An 18,840-nucleotide genomic window follows, 5' to 3' on the forward strand; every position below is an offset into this window, starting at 1 on the left:
ATGCTGATGGCTGGTTTGCAACCCACTGGCCCCGTTCATATCACCTCCTTGATATTGATCGCCGGCACCCATTGGCCCCGCTCCTCCCGTCTGGGGGGCGTGCTCCCCTCCGGCTGGTTGACGAAGGCCTCGAACAGCTTCAGCTTGTCCGGATCCGCCAGTGTGCTCTTCCACTCGCATTGCCAGCTGCCGACTATGCCGTCCATCATGGCCTCCAGCTCGGCGCCGATGCCGAGCCTGTCCTCGATGATCACCGACTTGAGGTAGTCGAGCCCGCCCTCCATGCTCTCCATCCAGACCGAGGTGCGCTGCAGCCTGTCCCCGGTGCGCACGTAGAACATCAGCAGCCGGTCGATGTAGCGGATCAGGGTCTGCTCATCGAGGTCGGTGGCAAACAGGTCGGCGTGGCGCGGCCGCATACCGCCGTTGCCGCACACATAGAGGTTCCAGCCCCGCTCGGTGGCGATGACGCCTATGTCCTTGCTCTGGGCCTCGGCGCACTCCCGGGTGCAGCCGGAGACTGCGAACTTCAACTTGTGGGGCGCCCGCAGCCCCTTGTAGCGGTTTTCCAAGGTCTGAGTCAGGGTCATGGAGTCCTGTACCCCGTAGCGACACCAGGTGGAACCGACGCAAGACTTCACGGTGCGCACCGACTTGCCATAGGCCTGGCCTGTCTCGAAGCCCGCCGCCACCAGCTCGCCCCAGATGGCGGGCAGCTGATCGCGCCGGGCGCCGAACAAGTCGATGCGCTGGCCGCCGGTGATCTTGGTGTAGAGCCCGTACTTGCGTGCCACCTCCCCTATGGTAATGAGGCCATCCGGGGTGATCTCACCGCCGGGGATGCGCGGCACCACAGAGTAGGTACCGTCCTTTTGCAGGTTGGCGAGGAAGGCATCGTTGGTATCCTGCAGGCCACGGTGGGGCTTCTCCAGCACGTGCTCGTTCCAGAGCGACGCCAGTATGGAGGCGACCGTCGGCTTGCAGATGTCGCAGCCAAGGCCCTTGCCGTGCTTGTCTCGCAGCGCCTCAAAGCTCTTGATCTCGCCGACCCGGGCCAGGTGATAAAGTTCCTGGCGACTGTGGGCGAAGTGCTCGCACAGCCCCTTGTCCGCCTCGACCCCAATCTCCGCCAGCGTCTGATCCACTACCTGCTTGAGCAGGTTGCTGCAGCCGCCGCAACCGGTGCCCGCTTTGGTGCAGCTTTTCACAGACCCCAGCTCGTGGTTGCCCGCCTTGACGGCGGCCACCACGGCCCCCTTGCTGACGTTGTGGCAGGAGCAGAGGATGGCGCTGTCCGGCAACACCAGGGGCGCCGCCGCGCCGCCCGTCTCCCCCACCAGCAGGGAGAGGGGCGGCTGGGGCAGCGCCACCCCATTCTGGTAGTACTGCAACAGCCGATCAAAGTCGCCGCCGTCTCCCACCAGGATGGCGCCAAGCAGCCGGCTCCCCTCGCCGTCGGTCACCAGCTTCTTGTAGATGCCGTTGACCCTGTCCAGCAACAGCAGCTCCTGGGCGCCGGCCGTGCTGGCGTGGGCATCGCCGATGGAACCCACATCCACCCCCATCAGCTTGAGCTTGGTGGACATGTCGGCCCCGGCGAAGCGGCTCTCACCACCGCACAGGCTGGCCACGGCGGCCCGGGCCATCTGGTAGCCGGGGGCCACCAGCCCGAAGATGCGCCCCTGCCAGAGCGCGCATTCGCCGATGGCGAGGATGGCGGGATCCGAGCTGTGGCAACCCTCGTCGATGCAGATGCCGCCGCGCTCGCCGACGCTCAGCCCGGATTGACGGGCCAGGCTGTCGGCGGGTCGGATGCCGGCCGAGAACAGGATCACGTCGGTCTCAAGATGAGAGCCATCCTTGAACCTCAGCCGCTGACGGGCCTGCTCCCCATCCTCGATGCACTCTGTGGCCTTCTCCACCAGCACCTCGACCCCGAGCGCCCGGATCTTGTCCCGCAGCACGGCGCCGCCGTTGTCATCGAGCTGCACCGGCATCAGCCGCGGGGCAAACTCAACCACCTGAGTCTTGAGGCCGAGCAGGCGCAAGGCGTTGGCCGCCTCCAGTCCGAGCAGGCCGCCGCCGATCACCACGCCGCTGCGCGCCTGGGCACAGGCATCGCGGATGGCGGCGAGATCCCCCAGGGTACGGTAGACGAAGCAGCCCTCCCGCTGATGGCCGGGGATGGGCGGCACGAAGGGCACGGAGCCGGTCGCCAGCACCAGCCGGTCGTAACCGAACCGCTCGCCATCGGCCAGGGTCAGGGTGCGGGTATCTCTGTCCAGCACCTCCACCTCGGCCCCCAGCCGCAGCCTGATGCCCTGCGCCTCATACCAGGCGGGATCCGCCAGTTGCAGCGCCTCGGGCGCCTTGCCGCCGAATACCTCGGACAGATGCACCCTGTCGTAGGCGGAGTCCGGCTCGGCACCAAATACCGTCACCTCGAACCGGTTCAGGCCACCGGCCGCCACCAGCTGCTCGACAAAGTGATGACCCACCATGCCGTTGCCCACCACCAGCAGACGCGATTTCTCACCCCTCTTGGACGAGTCGGCGAAGTGATGGTCCATCTCACCATCCATGCCGTTGCCCACCACCAGCAACCTTTGTTTATTGTCCATGTTTCTCTTCCTTGAATTCTGGGGGCTCAGGCGCGCAGCTTGCTGCGCACCGACTCGGCCGCCTTGAGCGGGGTCACCTTGCGCTGCTTCTCGTAGAGGAAGCGCAGCACCTGCTGGCGCAGCTTGTGATAGTGACCATCGTCCGCCAGGGCGACCCTGTCCCTGGGCCTTGGCAAGTCCACGGTCAGGATCTCCCCGACCGTGGCGGCGGGGCCATTGGTCATCATGACGATGCGATCGGAGAGCAGCACAGCCTCGTCCACGTCGTGGGTGATCATGATGACGGTATTGCCAAGCTCGGCCTGAATGGCCATCAGCGCGTCCTGCAGGTGGGCCCGGGTCAGGGCATCCAGGGCGCCGAACGGCTCGTCCATCAGCAGCACCTTGGGGGAGAGCGACAGGGCCCGGGCAATGCCGACCCGCTGCTTCATCCCCCCCGACAGCTCGTGGGGCATCTTCTGGCTGGCGTGATCCATCTGCACCAGGGAGAGGTAATAGTCGACCCGCTCCGAAGCCGCCCGCCGGTTCGGCTCAACCTGCCCCACCGCCAGCGCCACGTTCTGCCGGACGCTGAGCCAGGGCAGCAGCGCATGGTTCTGGAACACCATGGCCCGCTCCGGGCCGGGCCCAGCCACCTCGCGCCCGTCCAGAATGATGCCCCCCGTGGTGGGCTCCAGCAGCCCGGCCACCAGGTTGAGCACAGTGCTCTTGCCGCAACCTGAGTGGCCTATGAGGGAGACGAACTCCCCCCGTTCGATGCGCAGGTTGACCCGACTGAGGGCCTCGAAGCGCCCCTGCTCCGTCTCGAACGAGATGCCGACATCGCTTATCTCCAGATAACTCTTCATTGGCTCTTCTCCTGCCTGAATATGTGTTTCGTCACTGAATCCGGTCCCTGGCGCAATACCTGGCGCTTGTCCTGAAGCAAAACCACTGTTGTAGGGCCTGGTTGCCTGCAGGAGTTCCTAGCGCAAGACCTGGCGCTTGTCCCAGGAGAGCCACTGCTGCAGGGCCAGCATGCCCCTGTCCAGGCCGCAGCCGATGAGGCCAATGGTGACCACGGCCACCATGATGCGGGCCAGGGAGGCCGAGCCGCCGCTCTGGAACTCGTCCCACACGAACTTGCCGAGCCCGGGGTTCTGGGCCAGCATCTCCGCCGCGATCAGCACCATCCAGGCCACCCCGAGCGACAACCGCAGCCCGGTGAAGATCATGGGCAGGGCGCCGGGCAGCACTATGCGGCGCACATGGGTCAGGAAAGAGAGCCGCAGCACCCGGCTGACGTTGTGCAGGTCGCTGTCCAGCCCCGCCACCCCGACCGCCGTGTTGATCAGGGTCGGCCAGAGGGAGCAGAGGGTCACCGTCAGCGCCGAGGTGACGAAAGACTTGGCGAGCCAGGGGGCAGAGCTGGTGTAGAGCGCGCTCACCACCAGCGTGATAAGCGGCAGCCAGGCCAGGGGCGACACCGGCTTGAGCAGCTGGATCACAGGGTTGGCGGCGCGGTAGAGCCCCTGATTCATGCCGAGCAGCACGCCGCACGGGATGGCGATCAGGCTGGCCAGAGCGAAGCCGCACAGCACAGTGAGCAGGCTGGTGGCGATCTGATCGAAGAAGGTGGGGCGCCCGGTATAGGGGCGCAGCCTCACCTCGGCCGCCGGATCTGCGGCCAGCCGCTCGGCATTGCGCACCTGCTGACGCTCGAGGAAGGCGCTCGCCTTCTCCCGCTCGGCCAGATGCTCCTGTCCCAGCGACCAGAGCTGGCTGGCGGTCGCCAGCGGCCCCGGCAAGGTGCCCAGGCTGGTCTGCACCTGACTCGCCCCCCACTGCCAGAGGCCGAGGAACAGCAGCACGCCGAGCAGGGGCTGCACCATGACTTTCCACTTCTGTCGTTTCATTGCGCTCTCCTCGCTCATTGCACCCGCTCATCGCCCTTGAGGCCGATGGCGAACTGTTGCAGATAGGCGTTGGGATGGCGGCCGTCGTAGATGAGGCCGTCGATGAAACCATCCTGCGGGCCGCGATAACCCTGCTCGCTGGCAAAATCGGGGAAGTCCTGCGCCTTGAACTTGCCCTCGGCGATCAGCGCCTCGGCCGCCTGGCGGTAGACCTCGGGTTGATAGACGGCCCTGGCGACCTGCTCGAACCAGGCGTCCGGTTTGGCCGTCGGGATCTGGCCCCAGCGCCGCATCTGGGTCAGATACCAGATGGCATCCGAGTAGTAGGGATAGGTGGCCTGATGGCGGAAGAAGACGTTGAAGTCCGGCAGGTTGCGCCTGTCCCCCTTGGCGTACTCGAAGGTGCCCACCATGGAGTTGGCGATCACCCCCTCGTCGGCCCCCACGTACTCCGGCCGCGCCAGCAGCTTGGCCGCCTCGCGCCGGTTGCCGTTCTGCTCGGCATCCAGCCACCAGGTCGCCCGCAGCAGCGCCTTCACCAGCCGGACGTGGGTATTGGGATGACGCTCGGCCCACTGGCGGGTGACGCCGAACACCTTCTCCGGGTTGTTGCGCCAGATCTCGTAATCGGTGATGACGGGCACCCCTATGCCCCTGGCGACCGCCTGCTGGTTCCAGGGTTCTCCCACGCTGTAGCCGGCTATGGTGCCCGCCTCCAGGGTGGCGGGCATCTGCGGCGGCGGCGTGACCGACAGCAGCACGTCCGCCTGGCGCTGACCCGAGCTGTCGCCGAGAGCGGGGGCATAGAAGCCGGGGTTCAGCCCGCCGGCCGCCAGCCAGTATCTGAGCTCGTAGTTGTGGGGGGAGACGGGGAACACCATCCCCATGTTGAACGGCTTGCCCGCCTGCCGGTATTGAGCCACCACGGGTTTGAGCGCGGCGGCGCTCACCGGGGCCGGCACCTGGCCCGCCACCACCTTGGGCAGATGGGGCTGCATGGCGGCCCATACAGGGTTGGCGACCGTGATGGCGTTGCCGTTGAGATCCATGGCGAATGCCGTCACCAGCTCGGCCTGGGTGCCTATGCCGACATGGGCAGCCAGTGGCTGACCCGCCAGCATCTGGGCACCGTCCAGCTCGCCGTCAATCACCCGATCCAGCAGTACCTTCCAGTTCGCCTGCGCCTCCAGGGTGACGTAGAGCCCCTCATCCTCGAAATAACCGCGCTCATAGGCCACCGCCAGCGGTGCCATGTCGGTCAGCTTGATGAAGCCCAGCTTGAGCTCCTCCTGCTCCGGGGCCCCCACAGCCGCCAGCGCCGGCAGTGACAGCAGCGCCAGCAGCAGACCCGCACATCCTTGTCTCTTGTTCATTCGCCTTCCTCGCTCACATCACAGTCATGGGCGGCCACTCCCCTGCGCCGTTGCAGGGTCGCGGCCAAAAAAAAACCTCACCGATCCGGGATCGGTGAGGCCTCTTTGCCCTGTTGCGAGTGACGGGCCCGTGGGCGCCATCACTCCTTGTCTTCTGGATAATCCACTTTCCGTGCCACATTGGCCAAGCCGCCGAAACTGGCCCTATTCCGCCTTTTTCCTCCCGCTTTGCCTTCTCGTTTGCCTCAATTAGGCGCAGTTGCACCAAAACGGTTTGCCAGCCCAGCTCTCACGCTGGCAGTGCCAGCAGCAGCTGCCGTGCCAGCTCCCCCAGGCTCAGGTGCCGACTCATGGCGGTGCTGCGCATCAGGCGGTAGGCCTGCTCCTCGTCCAGCCCCTGATGACGCATCAGCCGCCCCTTGGCCTGCTCGACCAGGCGTCGCTCCACCAGCTGCTGGCGCAGTTCACTCTCGGTCTGCGCCAGCGCCTGCACCATGGCCAGCTGGCTGCGGGCCAGCCGCAGCCACTGCTCGACCGGCTCCCGCTCGCCGCACGGATGCGGCACCAGCAGCACCCCCTGCTGCAACAGGGCGATCTGGGGCTCGGTGCCGATCCGCTCGCAAAACAGCAGGCGCGGCACCCCGGGCCAGAGAGAGAGGCCGAGCCGCACCTCGGCGCCGAACTGGCGACTGCTGATGAGCAGGGCATCCCCCTGTCCGTGCGGGGTCAGCAGTTGGCGACTGTCCAGGATCTGCGGCTGATGGCCGTAGTGGCTGACCAGCAGGGCCAGGCGGTTGGCCTGACCCGGCTCGTCGGCGTGGATCAGCAGGCGGGAAGGGGGGCCGGCACGGCCCCCGGGGGGAAGAGTGGTCATGGCGCTCCTTGCCAACGGCTAACGCAGCTTGTCTGTCGCTGCTTGTTCACCGCAGATGACGCAACATGAAGGCCAACTATTTGAATCTACCCCCTTTTTATCTATCTTGAGGTAGTGGAGGTAGAGGCTGTGGAGAGACTCAGGCCACCCGATCCAGCGCCTGGCTCAGCAGGGCGTTCAGCTCGCTGCGCAGACCCACCACCTCCCCCATGATCATCAGCACGGGACTCTGCCCGAGCAGGGCCACGGCGGCCTCTGCCAGCATGGCCAGCCGGGTCTCATGCACCTGCTGCTGGGGGCTGCAACCGGCCACCACCAGCGCCACCGGCAGATCCGGCGAGGCACCGGCCGCCAGCAGTCCCTGCCGGATCTGCGCCGCCCGCTCCAGTCCCATGTAGAACACCAGGGTGTGGCCGGCCCGGGCCAGCCCCTGCCAGCCCTGGTAGTCTCCCTCCTCCATCAGATGGCCCGTCACCAGGGTCAGGGAGCGGGCCAGCCCCCTGTAGGTCAGGGGGATCAGGCTGCTGGCGGCGCAGCCCAGCGCCGCCGTGATGCCAGGCACCAGCTCGGCGGCTATGCCGTGACGGGCCAGGTGCAGCGCCTCCTCCCCGCCACGGCCAAACACCAGGGGATCGCCCCCCTTGAGCCGTACCACCCGCTTGCCGGTGCGGGCCAGCGCCAGCAGCAGGGCGTTGATCTGATCCTGGCTCGGGCTCGGTTCGCCGCAGCGCTTGCCCACGTCGAAACGGGCAGCGCCATGGGGAATGCGGGCCTGGATCTCGCTTCCCACCAGGCGGTCATAGATCACCACCTCCGCCGCCTCCAGCCGTTGCAGGGCGCGCAGGGTCAACAATTCGAGCGGGCCGGGACCGGCCCCTACCAGACTGACATGGCTCATCTCACACTCCTTGTATTTCTGCCCCCTAGAACCTGTTCACGACCTGTCACGAGAGGCTGTCAGCAAGGTGAAGCGCAGCGCAGGAACCGGAGCGTATAGATATACGTGAGGATTCCGAGCAGCATATGAGCCTTGATCACGGCCTCACAGTAAGATCGTGTACAGGTTCTTAAGCTGAGGCGATAAAAACATGCTTAATCAACAGCTTGTCTATCTCTGGCAGGCAGGTTCCGCAGTTGCTGCCACAGCCGAGCAGGGCCTGCAGCCCCGCCAGCTCGCTCACCCCCTGCCGGGTGATGGCGTCGACGATGCGCAGCTCTGACACCCGCAGGCAGGAGCAGACCAGTCGGCTATCCCCGGCCAGGGCCGCGCTCAGGGTCTGGCTCAGGGCTCCCGCCTGCAAGGGCGTGCCGAGCAGGCTGGCCAGCAGGTCGACCTTGATGCCAGGCCATCGCTCCCCCACCAGCAGCAGGCCCTCGATGCGATCCTGCGCCAGCGCCACCGCGAGCCAGCCCTGCTTGAGCGGCAGCCGCAGCCAGCGGCCCGCCACCCCCAACCGCTGCCACAGCGCCTGTGGCCCCTCCGACCAAGAGGCCAGCAGGGTGCAGTTGCCTTCGGGCAGGGGGCGCCTGGCCCACCAGTCCACCGCCTCCCCCCAGGGTTGCTGACCGAGCCAGAGCCCCTGCCAGCAGGTTTGCTGCGGCTCGGCCATCACCCGCCCCTGCTTGAACATGGGCTGGCCCGAGAGGGGATCCACCACGGCGGCGATGAGGCGGTTGACCGCCCCCTGGCTGCACTGGCTGTCGGTCCAGTGCATGGGCAGGAAGGCCTCCCCCTCCCTCAGCCCCTCGTCAACCCCGATCAGCAGCCGTGCCTCACCGAGCCCGTTGCTCAACCGCACCAGATCCCCCTCGGCCATCCCGAGCGCCAGCAGGCTGGCAGCGCCCACCCGCAGCTTGGGCCAGGGTTCGGCCTCCTGCAGGCGGGGCACGTGGCCGGTGCGGGTCATGGTGTGCCACTGATCCCGCAGCCGGCCCGAATTGAGCAGCAAGGAGAGGCCCGCCGGCTGCAGCACAGCTTTTGGCTCGGCGACAGGTTCGGGGGGAAAGTGCTGGGCCAGCGGCAACAGCCGGGCCCGCCCATCCGGCGTGGAGAAAACCCCATCCTCGAACAATCGGGCGCGGCCGCTGGGCCAGGCGGTGTTGACCGGCCAGCTCAGGGGCGCCAGCGCCTCGAATTCGGCCCGACTGAGGCGGGCCAGCCCCGAGATGTCGAACTGGCGTTGCCCCTCGTTCTCGAATCCCGACAGGGCCGCGTGTTCGCTGAAGATGTCGTGCTCGTGCTCATAGGCAAAGCCCTCGCCGAAGCCGAGCTGGCGAGCCAGCTGGGTCAGCGCCCACCAGTCGGGTCTGGCCTCCCCCGGCAGGGGCAAAAAGGCACGCTGGCGGCTGATGGTGCGCTCCGAGTTGGTGACCGTGCCGCTCTTCTCGCCCCAGGCGGCGGCAGGCAGCAGCAGGTGGGCGAGGCGCGCCGTGTCCGTGTCCGCCGTCACCTCGGAGACCACCAACAGCTCGCAGCGGGCCAGCGCGTCGCGCACCCGGTTGCCGTCTGGCAGGGAGACGGCCGGGTTGGTGCCGAGCACCCAGAGCGCGCGTATCTCCCCGCGCGCCACTGCCTCGAACAGCGCCACCGCCTTGTGGCCCGGCCCGTGCACCATGGTCGGGCTCTGCCAGAAGCGCTGCACCCGGTCGCACTCGACCTCGCCAAAGCCCATGTGAGCCGCCAGCTGGGTCGCCAGCCCGCCCACCTCGCGCCCGCCCATGGCGTTCGGTTGCCCCGTCATGGAGAAGGGGGCCGCCCCCGGCTTGCCGATGCGCCCGCACAGCAGGTGGGCGTTGATGATTGCATTGGCCTTGTCCACCCCCTGATTGGACTGGTTGATCCCCTGGCAGAACAGGGTGACGGTTTTGGGGGTGCGGGCAAACAGCCGATAGAAGCCGAGCAGATCCCCTGGCGCCAGGTCGCAGCTCTGGGCCACCGCCTCCAGCTGCCAGGCCGGAGCGTCCAGCGCCGCCGCGAGCGCCTCGAAGCCGCTCACATGGCGCGCCACGTAATCCTTGTCCCAGCCATCGTGATCGAGCAGATAACGGCAGAGACCGTTCCACAGCGCCACGTCGCTGCCGGGCTTGAGGGCCAGGTGCAGATCCCCCTGCTCCGCCGTCATGGTACGACGGGGGTCCAGCACCACCAGCTTGAGCTCGGGGCGCCGTGCCCGCGCCTGTTGCAGGCGACGAAACAGCACGGGGTGGGTCCAGGCTGTGTTGGCCCCGGTGATCACCACCAGATCCGCGAGCTCCAGATCCTCGTAGCAGGCGGGCACCAGATCCTCGCCGAAGGCGCGCTGATGGGCCGCCACCGCCGACGACATGCAGAGCCGGGAATTGGTATCCACGTTGGCGCTGCCCAGATACCCCTTCATCAGCTTGTTGGCGACGTAGTAATCCTCGGTGGTGAGCTGCCCCGACAGGTAGATGCCGATGGCCGATGGCCCGGATTCGGCCAATATGGTGGCAAACCGGCTGGCCAGGGTATCGAGCGCCTGATCCCAGCCGATGCGCTGCCCCTGCCAGCGCGGATAGAGCAGACGGTCGGGAAAGTCCAGACTCTCCAGCAGGCTGGCCCCCTTGACGCAGAGGGCGCCCGCGTTGGCCGGATGCTGTTCATCCCCCTTCAGCTGCCAGCTTGCGCCCTCCCGGCTCAGCCGGATGCCACACCCTACTCCACAATAGGCACAGGTGGTGTTCATTCCCTCGCTCCTTGTCGTCCGGCGACCCGGTTACGGGTTGCCTGATTGCCACGGCCCATAAAAAAAGCGTCCGCCCCTGATGGGGACGGACGCCTTTGTCCAGATAAGCCGCATTCACTCTGTCCAGGGATGACTGCAAACCCTGCGCCAAGATGTCAGCCCCTGCGCCACCGCGACCAGGCAGGCAGAGTTGCGCCGGGACGGTGCAATTGCCCCCTTCCGGGGCCCCGCCGAGCAAAAAGAGGCCACCGCCGGGCCAAGAAGCGGCGGCCCCCCAGGCAAGCCTCGACATGCATGTCATGGGCAAAGCGCGAACCGGGAGTATAATGCGGCCGCCACAGAGGAGAACAAGATGAAAGAGTCAGGTTATGGCTGCCCAGAGCAGGCCGATCCACAGTCGCCAACGCAGGCAGCACCGGGCTATTGCTGCATCGGACTGGTCAATCCCAAGTCACCGGAGAACGTGGGGGCCGTGATGCGCGCCGCCGGTTGCTACGGGGCTGACGAGGTCTACTACACGGGCAACCGCTTCGAGCTGGCGCGCCGTTTTGCCACGGATACCAAGCAGATGGTGGACAAGATCCCCCTGCTCGGGGTCGATAACCTCATGGAGATAGTCCCGGCCGGGTGCGTCCCCGTGGTGGTGGATCTGATCGAGGGCGCCACATCGCTGCCGGATTATGTCCATCCGGAGCGGGCCTTCTATATCTTCGGCCCCGAGGATGGCACTCTGGATCCCGCCCGTTATGGCGCCGTGAAGGATGTGGTCTATGTACCGACGCAAGGCTGCATGAACCTGGCCGCCTCGGTCAACGTGATCCTGTATGACCGCTTGGCGAAACGCCTCCATGCCGGGCTAACAGAGTAAAGCTGTGGTCTATGTGGCCACACGGCAAGGCTGCATAAGCCTGGCCCCCTCGGTCAACGTGATCCTGTACGATCGCTTGGCCAAGCGCCTGCGGGCCGGCTTGTTATAACTGCGTCACTGCTCCCCTTACTTCTGCACCCTTTGTTCCAGCTCCTTGATAAAACCACGGTAGTAATCATGGAGTTGGTAACGCCGATAGATCTCGGCCAGGGTACCGCCCCGGATCAGCCGCACCATGCCCTGATCCCAGAGCTGCTGCAGACGCCCCCCTCGCTCGGTATCGGCAAAGATGGGGTAGGTCGGGATCCAGCGCAGGAAGGTGCGCTTCATGTTGGCGGGGATGGTGTCGGCCGAGTAGAGCACACCTGCGGTCAGGTAATAGCGGTAGCGCTCCTTGGCCAGCAGTTGCAGCGCCATGTCGTGGCTGTCGATCTCGTGCCAGCGCATGGTGACCGGGATGTACTTGTCGAAGGCCCAGCCCCGCAGCCACAGCACCCCCTGCCCTTTCAGACTGTTTTCACCCAGCCACTGGGGTTGCCACTTCTTGAGCATCAGCACCGTCAGATCGTCGGCAGAGGCGGGATAGTCCGGCTGGCGTACGCCGTTGACCTCGTCCCGATAGACCCCCATCGCCATGTCGCCCCCCTTCTGCGCCACCACCGCCAACGCCCGCTTGTAGGGCACTATGTGCGGGACGACCTCATAGCCATGGGGCTGATAGATGGCCCTGACGATATCCAGATAGATGCCCCGCCCATCGGGCTGACAGAAAGCGGGCCAGTCATCGCAATAGACATGCAAAGGGTCGGCCCTGCCAGGCAAGCAGAACAAGAGAAACAGCAACGAAAGCAGCAGACGAACCATGATTCACAATTTCCTCGGTGGCGATGCGCTCATCGGACGGATCAGCCTGCGCGATGAGTACACCAAAGCCATACCACATGATATGGGGATCTCGAACCGAATCACCTCTTTTTCCCTGTTTTGCGAGCGAGTCGAGGGTTATTGCCCTCTGAATGGGTATTATTGACAATAAGATTCATTAGTAACCCAACCATAGGGGAGCCTTCATATGTCATCCATCAAAACCCTGCTCTGCCCCGTCGATTTTTCCCAGATGTCCCAGTCAGTGCTCGACTATGCCGTGTTCATGGCCCAGAGCCATCAGGCAGAGCTCAAGCTGATCCATGTGGTGGATCAATTGCATGGTTTCGACAGCTACAAAATCCTGCACATGACCGCCATCGAGATCACCCACGAAATGGAACGCCAGGCCAAGACCCAGTTGAAAGAGCTGGTCGCCACCCTGCCCATTCCCGCCAGCTTCGAAGTACGCTTCGGCCGCGCCGCCGACGAAATCGTCATTCAGGCAAAAGAGGAGAAGGTTGATCTCGTGGTCATGGGCAGCCATGGCCGTTCCGGCCTCAGCCACCTGCTGGTGGGCAGTGTCGCCGAGTCAGTGGTGCGCCACGCACCCTGCCCTGTGCTGGTTGTCCGCTAACCCTGCCATCGCCAATCAAAGAGATAAGGCCAGCACTCTGCTGGCCTTATCTCTTTCAGAAACGCGCTCAACCGTGGGCGTAGATGACGCTGCCACCCTTGATGGTGTCTATGATGGCTCTGGACAGCTCCTTGGGCAGCGCAGGGCAGCCCCAACTGCGGCCTAGTTTGTCATATTTGCGCAGATGCTGCGGGCTGGCATAGCTGGCTCCGTGCACCACAATTGCACGCTTGCGGGCATTGCAGTTTTTGCCAGGGCTCAGGCCATCGAGACGCAGTGAATAGCCGTGCTTTCCCTGATAGGTCTCGGCGGTGCGATAGACACCGAGGGAACTCTGCCTGGAATTCAGCTGATTGGAAAACTGGCGAGCGGCCAGCTCACCTGAATTGCGACCATGGCTGACCCAGGTGTGGTAGAGCAACTTGTGGCGTTTCACGTCGATCACGAACAGTCGGCGCTGGGTCGAGGGCTTGGTGTAATCGATGATGGTGAGGATGGGTTTGCGCTTGTGGTGCACGCTCTGGTAACTGTCGATGGCCTTGCGAAACACCTGCTTGTCGAGCTTGCCTGCCAACCCAAGCTGACGATAGAGATCCTGATCCCAACTGGCGTGGCTGCTGGCACTGAAACAAATCGCTCCGAACAGGAGCGGCAAGCTCAACCAGAGCACACCAAATCGCTTTATCCAATCTGTTTGCTTCATCCTTGAATCTGCTCCCGTTTTTGTTGGTAGCGCAGTGTGCAAAATATCGCCACAGCCTGCTGGATAGTTATATGCAAGCCCCTGATAGGGCGCAAGAAAAAAGCACAAAAATGCCGACCATGGTCGGCATCATGCAGTGCGTTCTGGCTGTGCTATCAGGCGCGGATCAGATAGTCAGCCAATCCTACCCATTTGTAGCTGGTCAGCTCGGTCAACCCCATGGGGCCGCGGGCATGCAGCATCTGGGTCGACACCGCCACCTCGGCACCCAGGCCAAACTGGCCACCGTCGGTGAAACGGGTGGAGGCGTTGACGTAGACAGCAGCCGAACCGGCGCCGTTCACGAAACGCTCCGCATTGGCGAGATCATTGGTGAGGATGGCATCGGAGTGACCGGCATTGTGCTCGCGCATATGGGCCAGCGCTTCGTTCACGTTCGCCACCAGCTTGATCCCCAGGGTCAGCCCCAGCCACTCGGTATCGAAGTCTTCCGGGCCTGCTTCGCACAGGTTGTCGGCACCAGCCAGCAGTGACATGGCGTTGGGAGCAGCCACCAGGGTCACCTGGCGCTCGTTCATCAGGCGGACCAGCTGTGGCAAGAAGCTCACCGCAATTTTCTCATGCACCAGCAGGGTATCGAGGGCATTGCAGGCCGAGGGGCGCTGCACCTTGGCATTCTCGATGACTGCCAATGAGCGCACCGGATCGGCACTCTCATCCACGAAGACATGGCTGATGCCAAAACCACCGATGATGACGGGGATGGAGCTGTTCTCCTTGCACATCTTGTGCAACCCAGCGCCGCCACGGGGGATGATCATGTCCACATAGCGATCGAGACGCAGCAGCTCGCCCACCAGCGCCCGATCCGGATTGTCGATGTACTGTACCGCTTCGGCAGGCAAGCCGGACGCAGCCAGCGCGGCCTGGATCACCCGCACCAGTTCCAGATTGGAGTGGAAGGTCTCGCGACCGCCACGCAGTATGCTGGCATTGCCTGTCTTGAGGCAGAGACTGGCGATGTCGATGGTCACATTGGGGCGCGCCTCGTAGATGACGCCGATGACGCCGATGGGCACCCGACGGCGGGAGAGGCGCAGGCCGTTTTCCAGCACCCGGCAATCTATCTCGGCACCAACCGGATCATCCAGGATGATCACCTTGCGCACATCGGCCACTATCCCGGCAAGGCGTGCCGGGTTGAGCAGCAAGCGATCCAGCATGGCCTCGGAGAGGCCTGCCTCACGGCCTGCCGCAATATCCTTGTCGTTGGCAGCCAGGATCTGGCTGCTGCGTGCTTCCAGCTCGTCGGCAATGGCAGCCAGCGCCCGGTTTTTCTGCGCCGTACTGATGGTCGCCAGCTGATAAGCGGCTTCACGGGCCGCCTGCCCCATTTTTTCCAGACTCATAACCTAATCCCTTTGTCTCTCGACTCTGGGTACCACCCTGGAGCAGTACCATATCGTCTCTGCGAATGGACCATTTATCCCGTTCTATCGAACGGCCTTAGAGCAGTACCATATCATCTCTGTGAATGGCCACGGCCCCATAGCCGTAACCCAATACCTGCTCAATGCTGTCCGAATGCACGCCGCGCAGCTTGTTGAGCTCGACGTGATCATAGCGACAGATGCCCCGCGCCAGCTCGACGCCTTTGGGGTCGAGAATGCGCACCACGTCGCCCCGGACGAAGTCGCCCTTCACGGAGACGATCCCCTTGGGCAGCAGGCTGGAGCCTTTGTCCTGCATGGCGGCAACAGCGCCTTGATCGACCTGGACTTCACCGTGCGGGGGCGGGCCTGCCAAAATCCAGCTCTTGCGCCCTTCCAGCGGGGAAGCGAGCGCCGGGAACAGGGTACCGATACGCTCACCTCTGGCGAGACGACCGATCACCTCGGGCATCTGGCCGGTGGCGATCACCACCTTGACCCCGGCACGGCGCGCCACATCGGCCGCCTGCAGCTTGGTTGCCATGCCGCCAGTGCCTAGCCCGCCGACACTGCCACCCGCCAACTTGCGCAGCGTGTCGTCTATGGTCTGCACCTCTTCTATCAGCTGTGCATCAGGGTTGCTGCGCGGATCGGCAGTAAACAAGCCTGTCTGATCGGTCAGCAGGATCAGCAGATCGGCATCAGCCAGGATGGCGGCACGAGCCGAGAGGTTGTCGTTGTCCCCCACCTTGATCTCGGCGGTTGCCACGGCGTCGTTCTCGTTGATGACGGGAATGATGCGATGATCGAGCAGGGTTCGCAGTGTATCGCGAGCGTTGAGGTAACGCTCCCTGTCCTCCAGATCGGCGCGGGTCAGCAACATCTGACCGATATGCAGCCCATAGAGGTTGAACAAGTCCTGCCATACCCGGATGAGCTGGGTCTGGCCTACCGCCGCCAGCATCTGCTTGTTGGGCAGAGTCGGCGCCAGCGGAGGGTGGCCCAGATGTTCACGCCCGGCGGCAATGGCCCCCGAGGTGACCACCACGACTCTATGGCCGTGACGATGCAAGGCGGCACACTGTCTGACCAGCTCCACCATGTGGGCACGGTTAAGCTGGGAAGATCCCCCTGTGAGCACGCTGGTGCCCAGTTTGACGACTATGGTTCTGTTTTCCATGGGAGCAAGAAGGCTGAAAAATTAGGAATCCCTTTATACCCACGCCCCTGTTGCCCTGCAAGGCAATTAAGCCCGTGAGCTGTGCTCGGATAAAGGAAGGAGCCAGGCAGGCTTGCTTTGCAACGAAATAAGCCAAGACTCAGGAGAGAGTGTGAGTGGAGGAAAGCAGGGTGGAAAGATGGCCCTGCGAGTGAATGGACAACTCGCAGGGCACAAGATCATCAGGCGGCGGTGACCGCCAGCTCGTTGGTCACCTGCTCGGCAGGGGCCAGCTGGCACTCCAGCAAGGTGAGCTTGTCACTGATGAGCTTGTAGAAGCGGTTGAGGGTTCGCTCGACTTCTGCCTGGTGCTTCTTGGGCAGCGGCTTGTTGATCCACTCCCCTTCTGCATTGTAGAAACCGACCTGATAGTGGTAACTGAAGCTGCGATCCTGCTGTTCCAGCACCAGCCACCAGCCCCAGAACTCCCGCTTGTCCGGTGCCGGCTTGGCACTGACACAGACGGAAAGACAGTCGAAACGGTAACGGCCCTCTTCACACAAGTCCTCACGTAAATAGGGGCCGATCGCGGCAAACTGCCTCAGCAGTCGCTTGTAGGTCACTCTTTCTGACATGTTAACCTCCCTGTTGAACAAGCCACATCACCTGGGTGACGTTATGTTTTTAGCGCTAAATCATGTGCATAGGTGTTTTTTAAGCCAGTCGATCATCTCTTTCAACGCCTCGTCGTACACCTCCAGCAAGGGTTGTTTGTCGAACACCACTGCCTTGCCATTGTGGCTGGCAGCTGCCAACGCCCGTACATCTTGCTCGGGGCAAATAAAATCCTTCTTGTGTCCGATACTTAATATCGGCACGGAAGTGCGAGTCCCCAGTAATCCTTGCGTCTTGAGTGAAAATACCTGGCACTTGGTGCGCAGCAACTCCCACTGAGCCGCATCGGCCCCAAGGCGGTTCGCCAGTCCGTCGCGCATCATGCGCGGGCAGCGGGCAAACATCTCCTGATTGGTGAACACCTGATTGACGCCGGCACCGATGCAGACGACGGTTCTGAGTTTGAACGGTTCGATGAAGGCCAGCCGTGCCGCCACATTGCCCGCCAGACGAAAGCCCACCATGGCGATACGCTGATGATCGACCCAGGCAACCTCGGAAAGATGGTTCAGCACTGCCTGATGCAGGCGACTGGTGTCCTGCACCAGCGGCCAGTGTTCGGCATAGCCGATGCCCGGCATATCCAGCGACAACATGCCGATACCGTTGGGTTCCAGATATTTGAGGTAAAGGCTGAGGAAATCGACCTGCAAGGAGTCTATGCCACCGCTGACGATGACCAGAGGCACGGGTTTGTCGATGGTCGGCAGATGCAGATAGCCCTGAATGCTCTTGCCACGAAATGGCACCTGTATCTCTTTGAGGGGGACCTTGAACAGACGGCCCGCCTCGCGGTAAGCCATGTTGCAGAGCAGCTGAGCCTGATCGGCCAGCTCGTCATTCTTGAGATGGGGATAGCTGGCGATGGAGTAGTAACGTACCGCCTTGAGCAGGTCTTTGAGGGCTGCCGCCGAGTCACCTTGCTCCGCGAGTGCCCGCCCCTGCTTGAAGTAACTACCAGCCAGCAGACTCCACTCGTAGATCCAGTTTCCGGGCACATATCCCTTGATGGTATCCAGGTAACGCTCGTGGGTGCGCTCACCCTTTCCCATGGCGATGCAGGCCAGGGTCTGTTCCACTTCGACCGGATCCGCCCCCTGCCAGGCCCAGGTGGGTCGGCGCAGCAGACGATACCAGTGCGACGACATGGAGCCGTCGATAAAGGTTTCGTCCAGATTGGCATCTTGCTCTTCCACCGGGCTGCTGTTGGAGATTTCAGACGTCTCCAGCACCTTCTTTACCCAGGTGAAAAGCTTTTCGGTCAGGTTAAGGTCATCATTCAAGTCCAAAGCAATTACTCATACTGTCAGGCAGTGGTCCCATCTTAACCACTTTTCACGCCAGGCAGCCAGTTACACCACAAAAAAACAGGGCTCCGGATGGGAGCCCTGTGTGGTGATTACTCTTCGTCGCAGATTGGATGAGCGAATTCCAGCGCCATATCCCATGGCTGCTCAATCCAGGTGTCTTGCGGAATGGCGACCTCGAAATCATCCACCAGCGGCTCACCCATCGGCTTGGCGAAGATGGTGATGAACTTGGCTTTGGGATAGAGATCGCGGATTGCCTTGGCAGTGCCACCGGTATCCACCAGATCGTCCACCACCAGCCAGCCTTCACCATCACCTGCGGTGGTGGCAGCCTTCACCACCACCAGATCACGCTGGTTGTTGTGGTCATAGCTGGAGATGCACAGGGTTTCGACATTACGGATGCCAAGTTCGCGAGCCATCAGCGCGGCGGGCACCAGACCACCACGGCTAACCGCTATGATCCCTTTCCACTGGCTGACAGGCAGTTGACGACGGGCCAGACGGCGCGCTTCACGTTGCAGGTTATCCCATGAGACGTAGAATTTTTTCGGCATGTTATCGATCTCGAAGAGTTATATAAAACAATTACTTAAAAAATAATCGCCTCGCGTTCACGCGCGGCTGAGTCAATGCTGGCGCCTCTGTCTCCCGAATTCGGCTTGCACGTTGGCTGCCTCAGGGCTGGAACCTCGGCAGCAAAAACGGATTCAATGAAAGCGGGATG

The 18,840-nt window shown here is 63.4% G+C and carries 16 protein-coding genes; 2 read left to right on the plus strand and 14 right to left on the minus strand.

Translation table 11 applies throughout. The features are described 5' to 3' along the window. Positions 1–35: 35 nt before the first annotated feature. The 7 genes from nirB to AC1P02_RS00345 form a co-directional block, all read right to left on the minus strand. The gene (gene nirB / locus AC1P02_RS00315; protein WP_485183524.1) at positions 36–2,621 is read right to left on the minus strand and encodes a nitrite reductase large subunit NirB; all 2,586 of its coding nucleotides are present in this window, start codon (positions 2,619–2,621) and stop codon (positions 36–38) included. A 26-nt stretch (positions 2,622–2,647) separates the two neighbouring features. Next, positions 2,648–3,469, minus strand: coding sequence for an ABC transporter ATP-binding protein (locus tag AC1P02_RS00320; RefSeq protein ID WP_485183526.1), 822 nt, complete (start codon positions 3,467–3,469; stop codon positions 2,648–2,650). A gap of 117 nt (positions 3,470–3,586) precedes the next feature. Then, positions 3,587–4,516: an ABC transporter permease gene (locus tag AC1P02_RS00325; protein WP_485183528.1), complete on the minus strand. Its 930-nt coding sequence runs from the start codon at positions 4,514–4,516 to the stop codon at positions 3,587–3,589. Between the two features lie 14 nt (positions 4,517–4,530). Next, positions 4,531–5,889 (minus strand): CmpA/NrtA family ABC transporter substrate-binding protein, encoded by a 1,359-nt coding sequence (locus tag AC1P02_RS00330; protein WP_485183530.1) that lies wholly within the window; start codon positions 5,887–5,889, stop codon positions 4,531–4,533. 289 nt (positions 5,890–6,178) lie between these two features. Then, on the minus strand, positions 6,179–6,763 hold the full coding sequence (locus tag AC1P02_RS00335) for an ANTAR domain-containing response regulator (protein WP_103472607.1): 585 nt from the start codon (positions 6,761–6,763) through the stop codon (positions 6,179–6,181). 139 nt (positions 6,764–6,902) lie between these two features. Continuing rightward, positions 6,903–7,661 (minus strand): uroporphyrinogen-III C-methyltransferase, encoded by a 759-nt coding sequence (cobA, locus tag AC1P02_RS00340; protein ID WP_485183533.1) that lies wholly within the window; start codon positions 7,659–7,661, stop codon positions 6,903–6,905. A 169-nt stretch (positions 7,662–7,830) separates the two neighbouring features. Then, positions 7,831–10,467 (minus strand): nitrate reductase, encoded by a 2,637-nt coding sequence (locus AC1P02_RS00345; protein WP_485183535.1) that lies wholly within the window; start codon positions 10,465–10,467, stop codon positions 7,831–7,833. 352 nt (positions 10,468–10,819) lie between these two features. Between AC1P02_RS00345 and AC1P02_RS00350 the strand changes: the two genes are divergently transcribed. Continuing rightward, positions 10,820–11,335, plus strand: a complete 516-nt coding sequence (locus AC1P02_RS00350) for an RNA methyltransferase (RefSeq protein WP_485183536.1) — start codon at positions 10,820–10,822, stop codon at positions 11,333–11,335. Between the two features lie 126 nt (positions 11,336–11,461). On the opposite strand, the gene AC1P02_RS00355 is transcribed toward AC1P02_RS00350, so the two are convergent. Beyond that, entirely contained in the window at positions 11,462–12,199 is a 738-nt protein-coding gene (locus AC1P02_RS00355) for a hypothetical protein (RefSeq protein ID WP_485183538.1), read from the minus strand. Between the two features lie 208 nt (positions 12,200–12,407). Here AC1P02_RS00355 and AC1P02_RS00360 point away from each other — a divergent pair, with 208 nt between their 5' ends. Continuing rightward, complete coding sequence (locus AC1P02_RS00360; RefSeq protein WP_485183540.1) at positions 12,408–12,836, plus strand: universal stress protein; 429 nt, start codon at positions 12,408–12,410, stop codon at positions 12,834–12,836. A 67-nt stretch (positions 12,837–12,903) separates the two neighbouring features. Here AC1P02_RS00360 and AC1P02_RS00365 read toward each other — a convergent pair whose 3' ends face one another. From AC1P02_RS00365 to gpt, 6 genes are all read right to left on the minus strand, one after another. Continuing rightward, positions 12,904–13,539 carry a murein L,D-transpeptidase catalytic domain family protein gene (locus tag AC1P02_RS00365; RefSeq protein ID WP_096118729.1) on the minus strand — a complete coding sequence of 212 codons (636 nt, stop codon included), beginning with the start codon at positions 13,537–13,539 and terminating at the stop codon, positions 12,904–12,906. Between the two features lie 155 nt (positions 13,540–13,694). Continuing rightward, positions 13,695–14,948 (minus strand): glutamate-5-semialdehyde dehydrogenase, encoded by a 1,254-nt coding sequence (locus tag AC1P02_RS00370; protein ID WP_485183543.1) that lies wholly within the window; start codon positions 14,946–14,948, stop codon positions 13,695–13,697. A gap of 97 nt (positions 14,949–15,045) precedes the next feature. After that, a complete protein-coding gene (gene proB, locus AC1P02_RS00375; protein WP_011898405.1) occupies positions 15,046–16,149 on the minus strand; it encodes a glutamate 5-kinase in 1,104 nt (367 codons plus the stop codon). Between the two features lie 221 nt (positions 16,150–16,370). Beyond that, positions 16,371–16,763, minus strand: a complete 393-nt coding sequence (gene crl / locus AC1P02_RS00380; protein WP_005317854.1) for a sigma factor-binding protein Crl — start codon at positions 16,761–16,763, stop codon at positions 16,371–16,373. A gap of 60 nt (positions 16,764–16,823) precedes the next feature. Next, the gene (frsA, locus tag AC1P02_RS00385; RefSeq protein WP_485183546.1) at positions 16,824–18,092 is read right to left on the minus strand and encodes an esterase FrsA; all 1,269 of its coding nucleotides are present in this window, start codon (positions 18,090–18,092) and stop codon (positions 16,824–16,826) included. 110 nt (positions 18,093–18,202) lie between these two features. Beyond that, on the minus strand, positions 18,203–18,670 hold the full coding sequence (gene gpt / locus AC1P02_RS00390; RefSeq protein WP_005317860.1) for a xanthine phosphoribosyltransferase: 468 nt from the start codon (positions 18,668–18,670) through the stop codon (positions 18,203–18,205). Positions 18,671–18,840 lie beyond the last annotated feature (170 nt).

It is taken from the genome of Aeromonas sp. TS_SC_11, assembly GCF_057318915.1.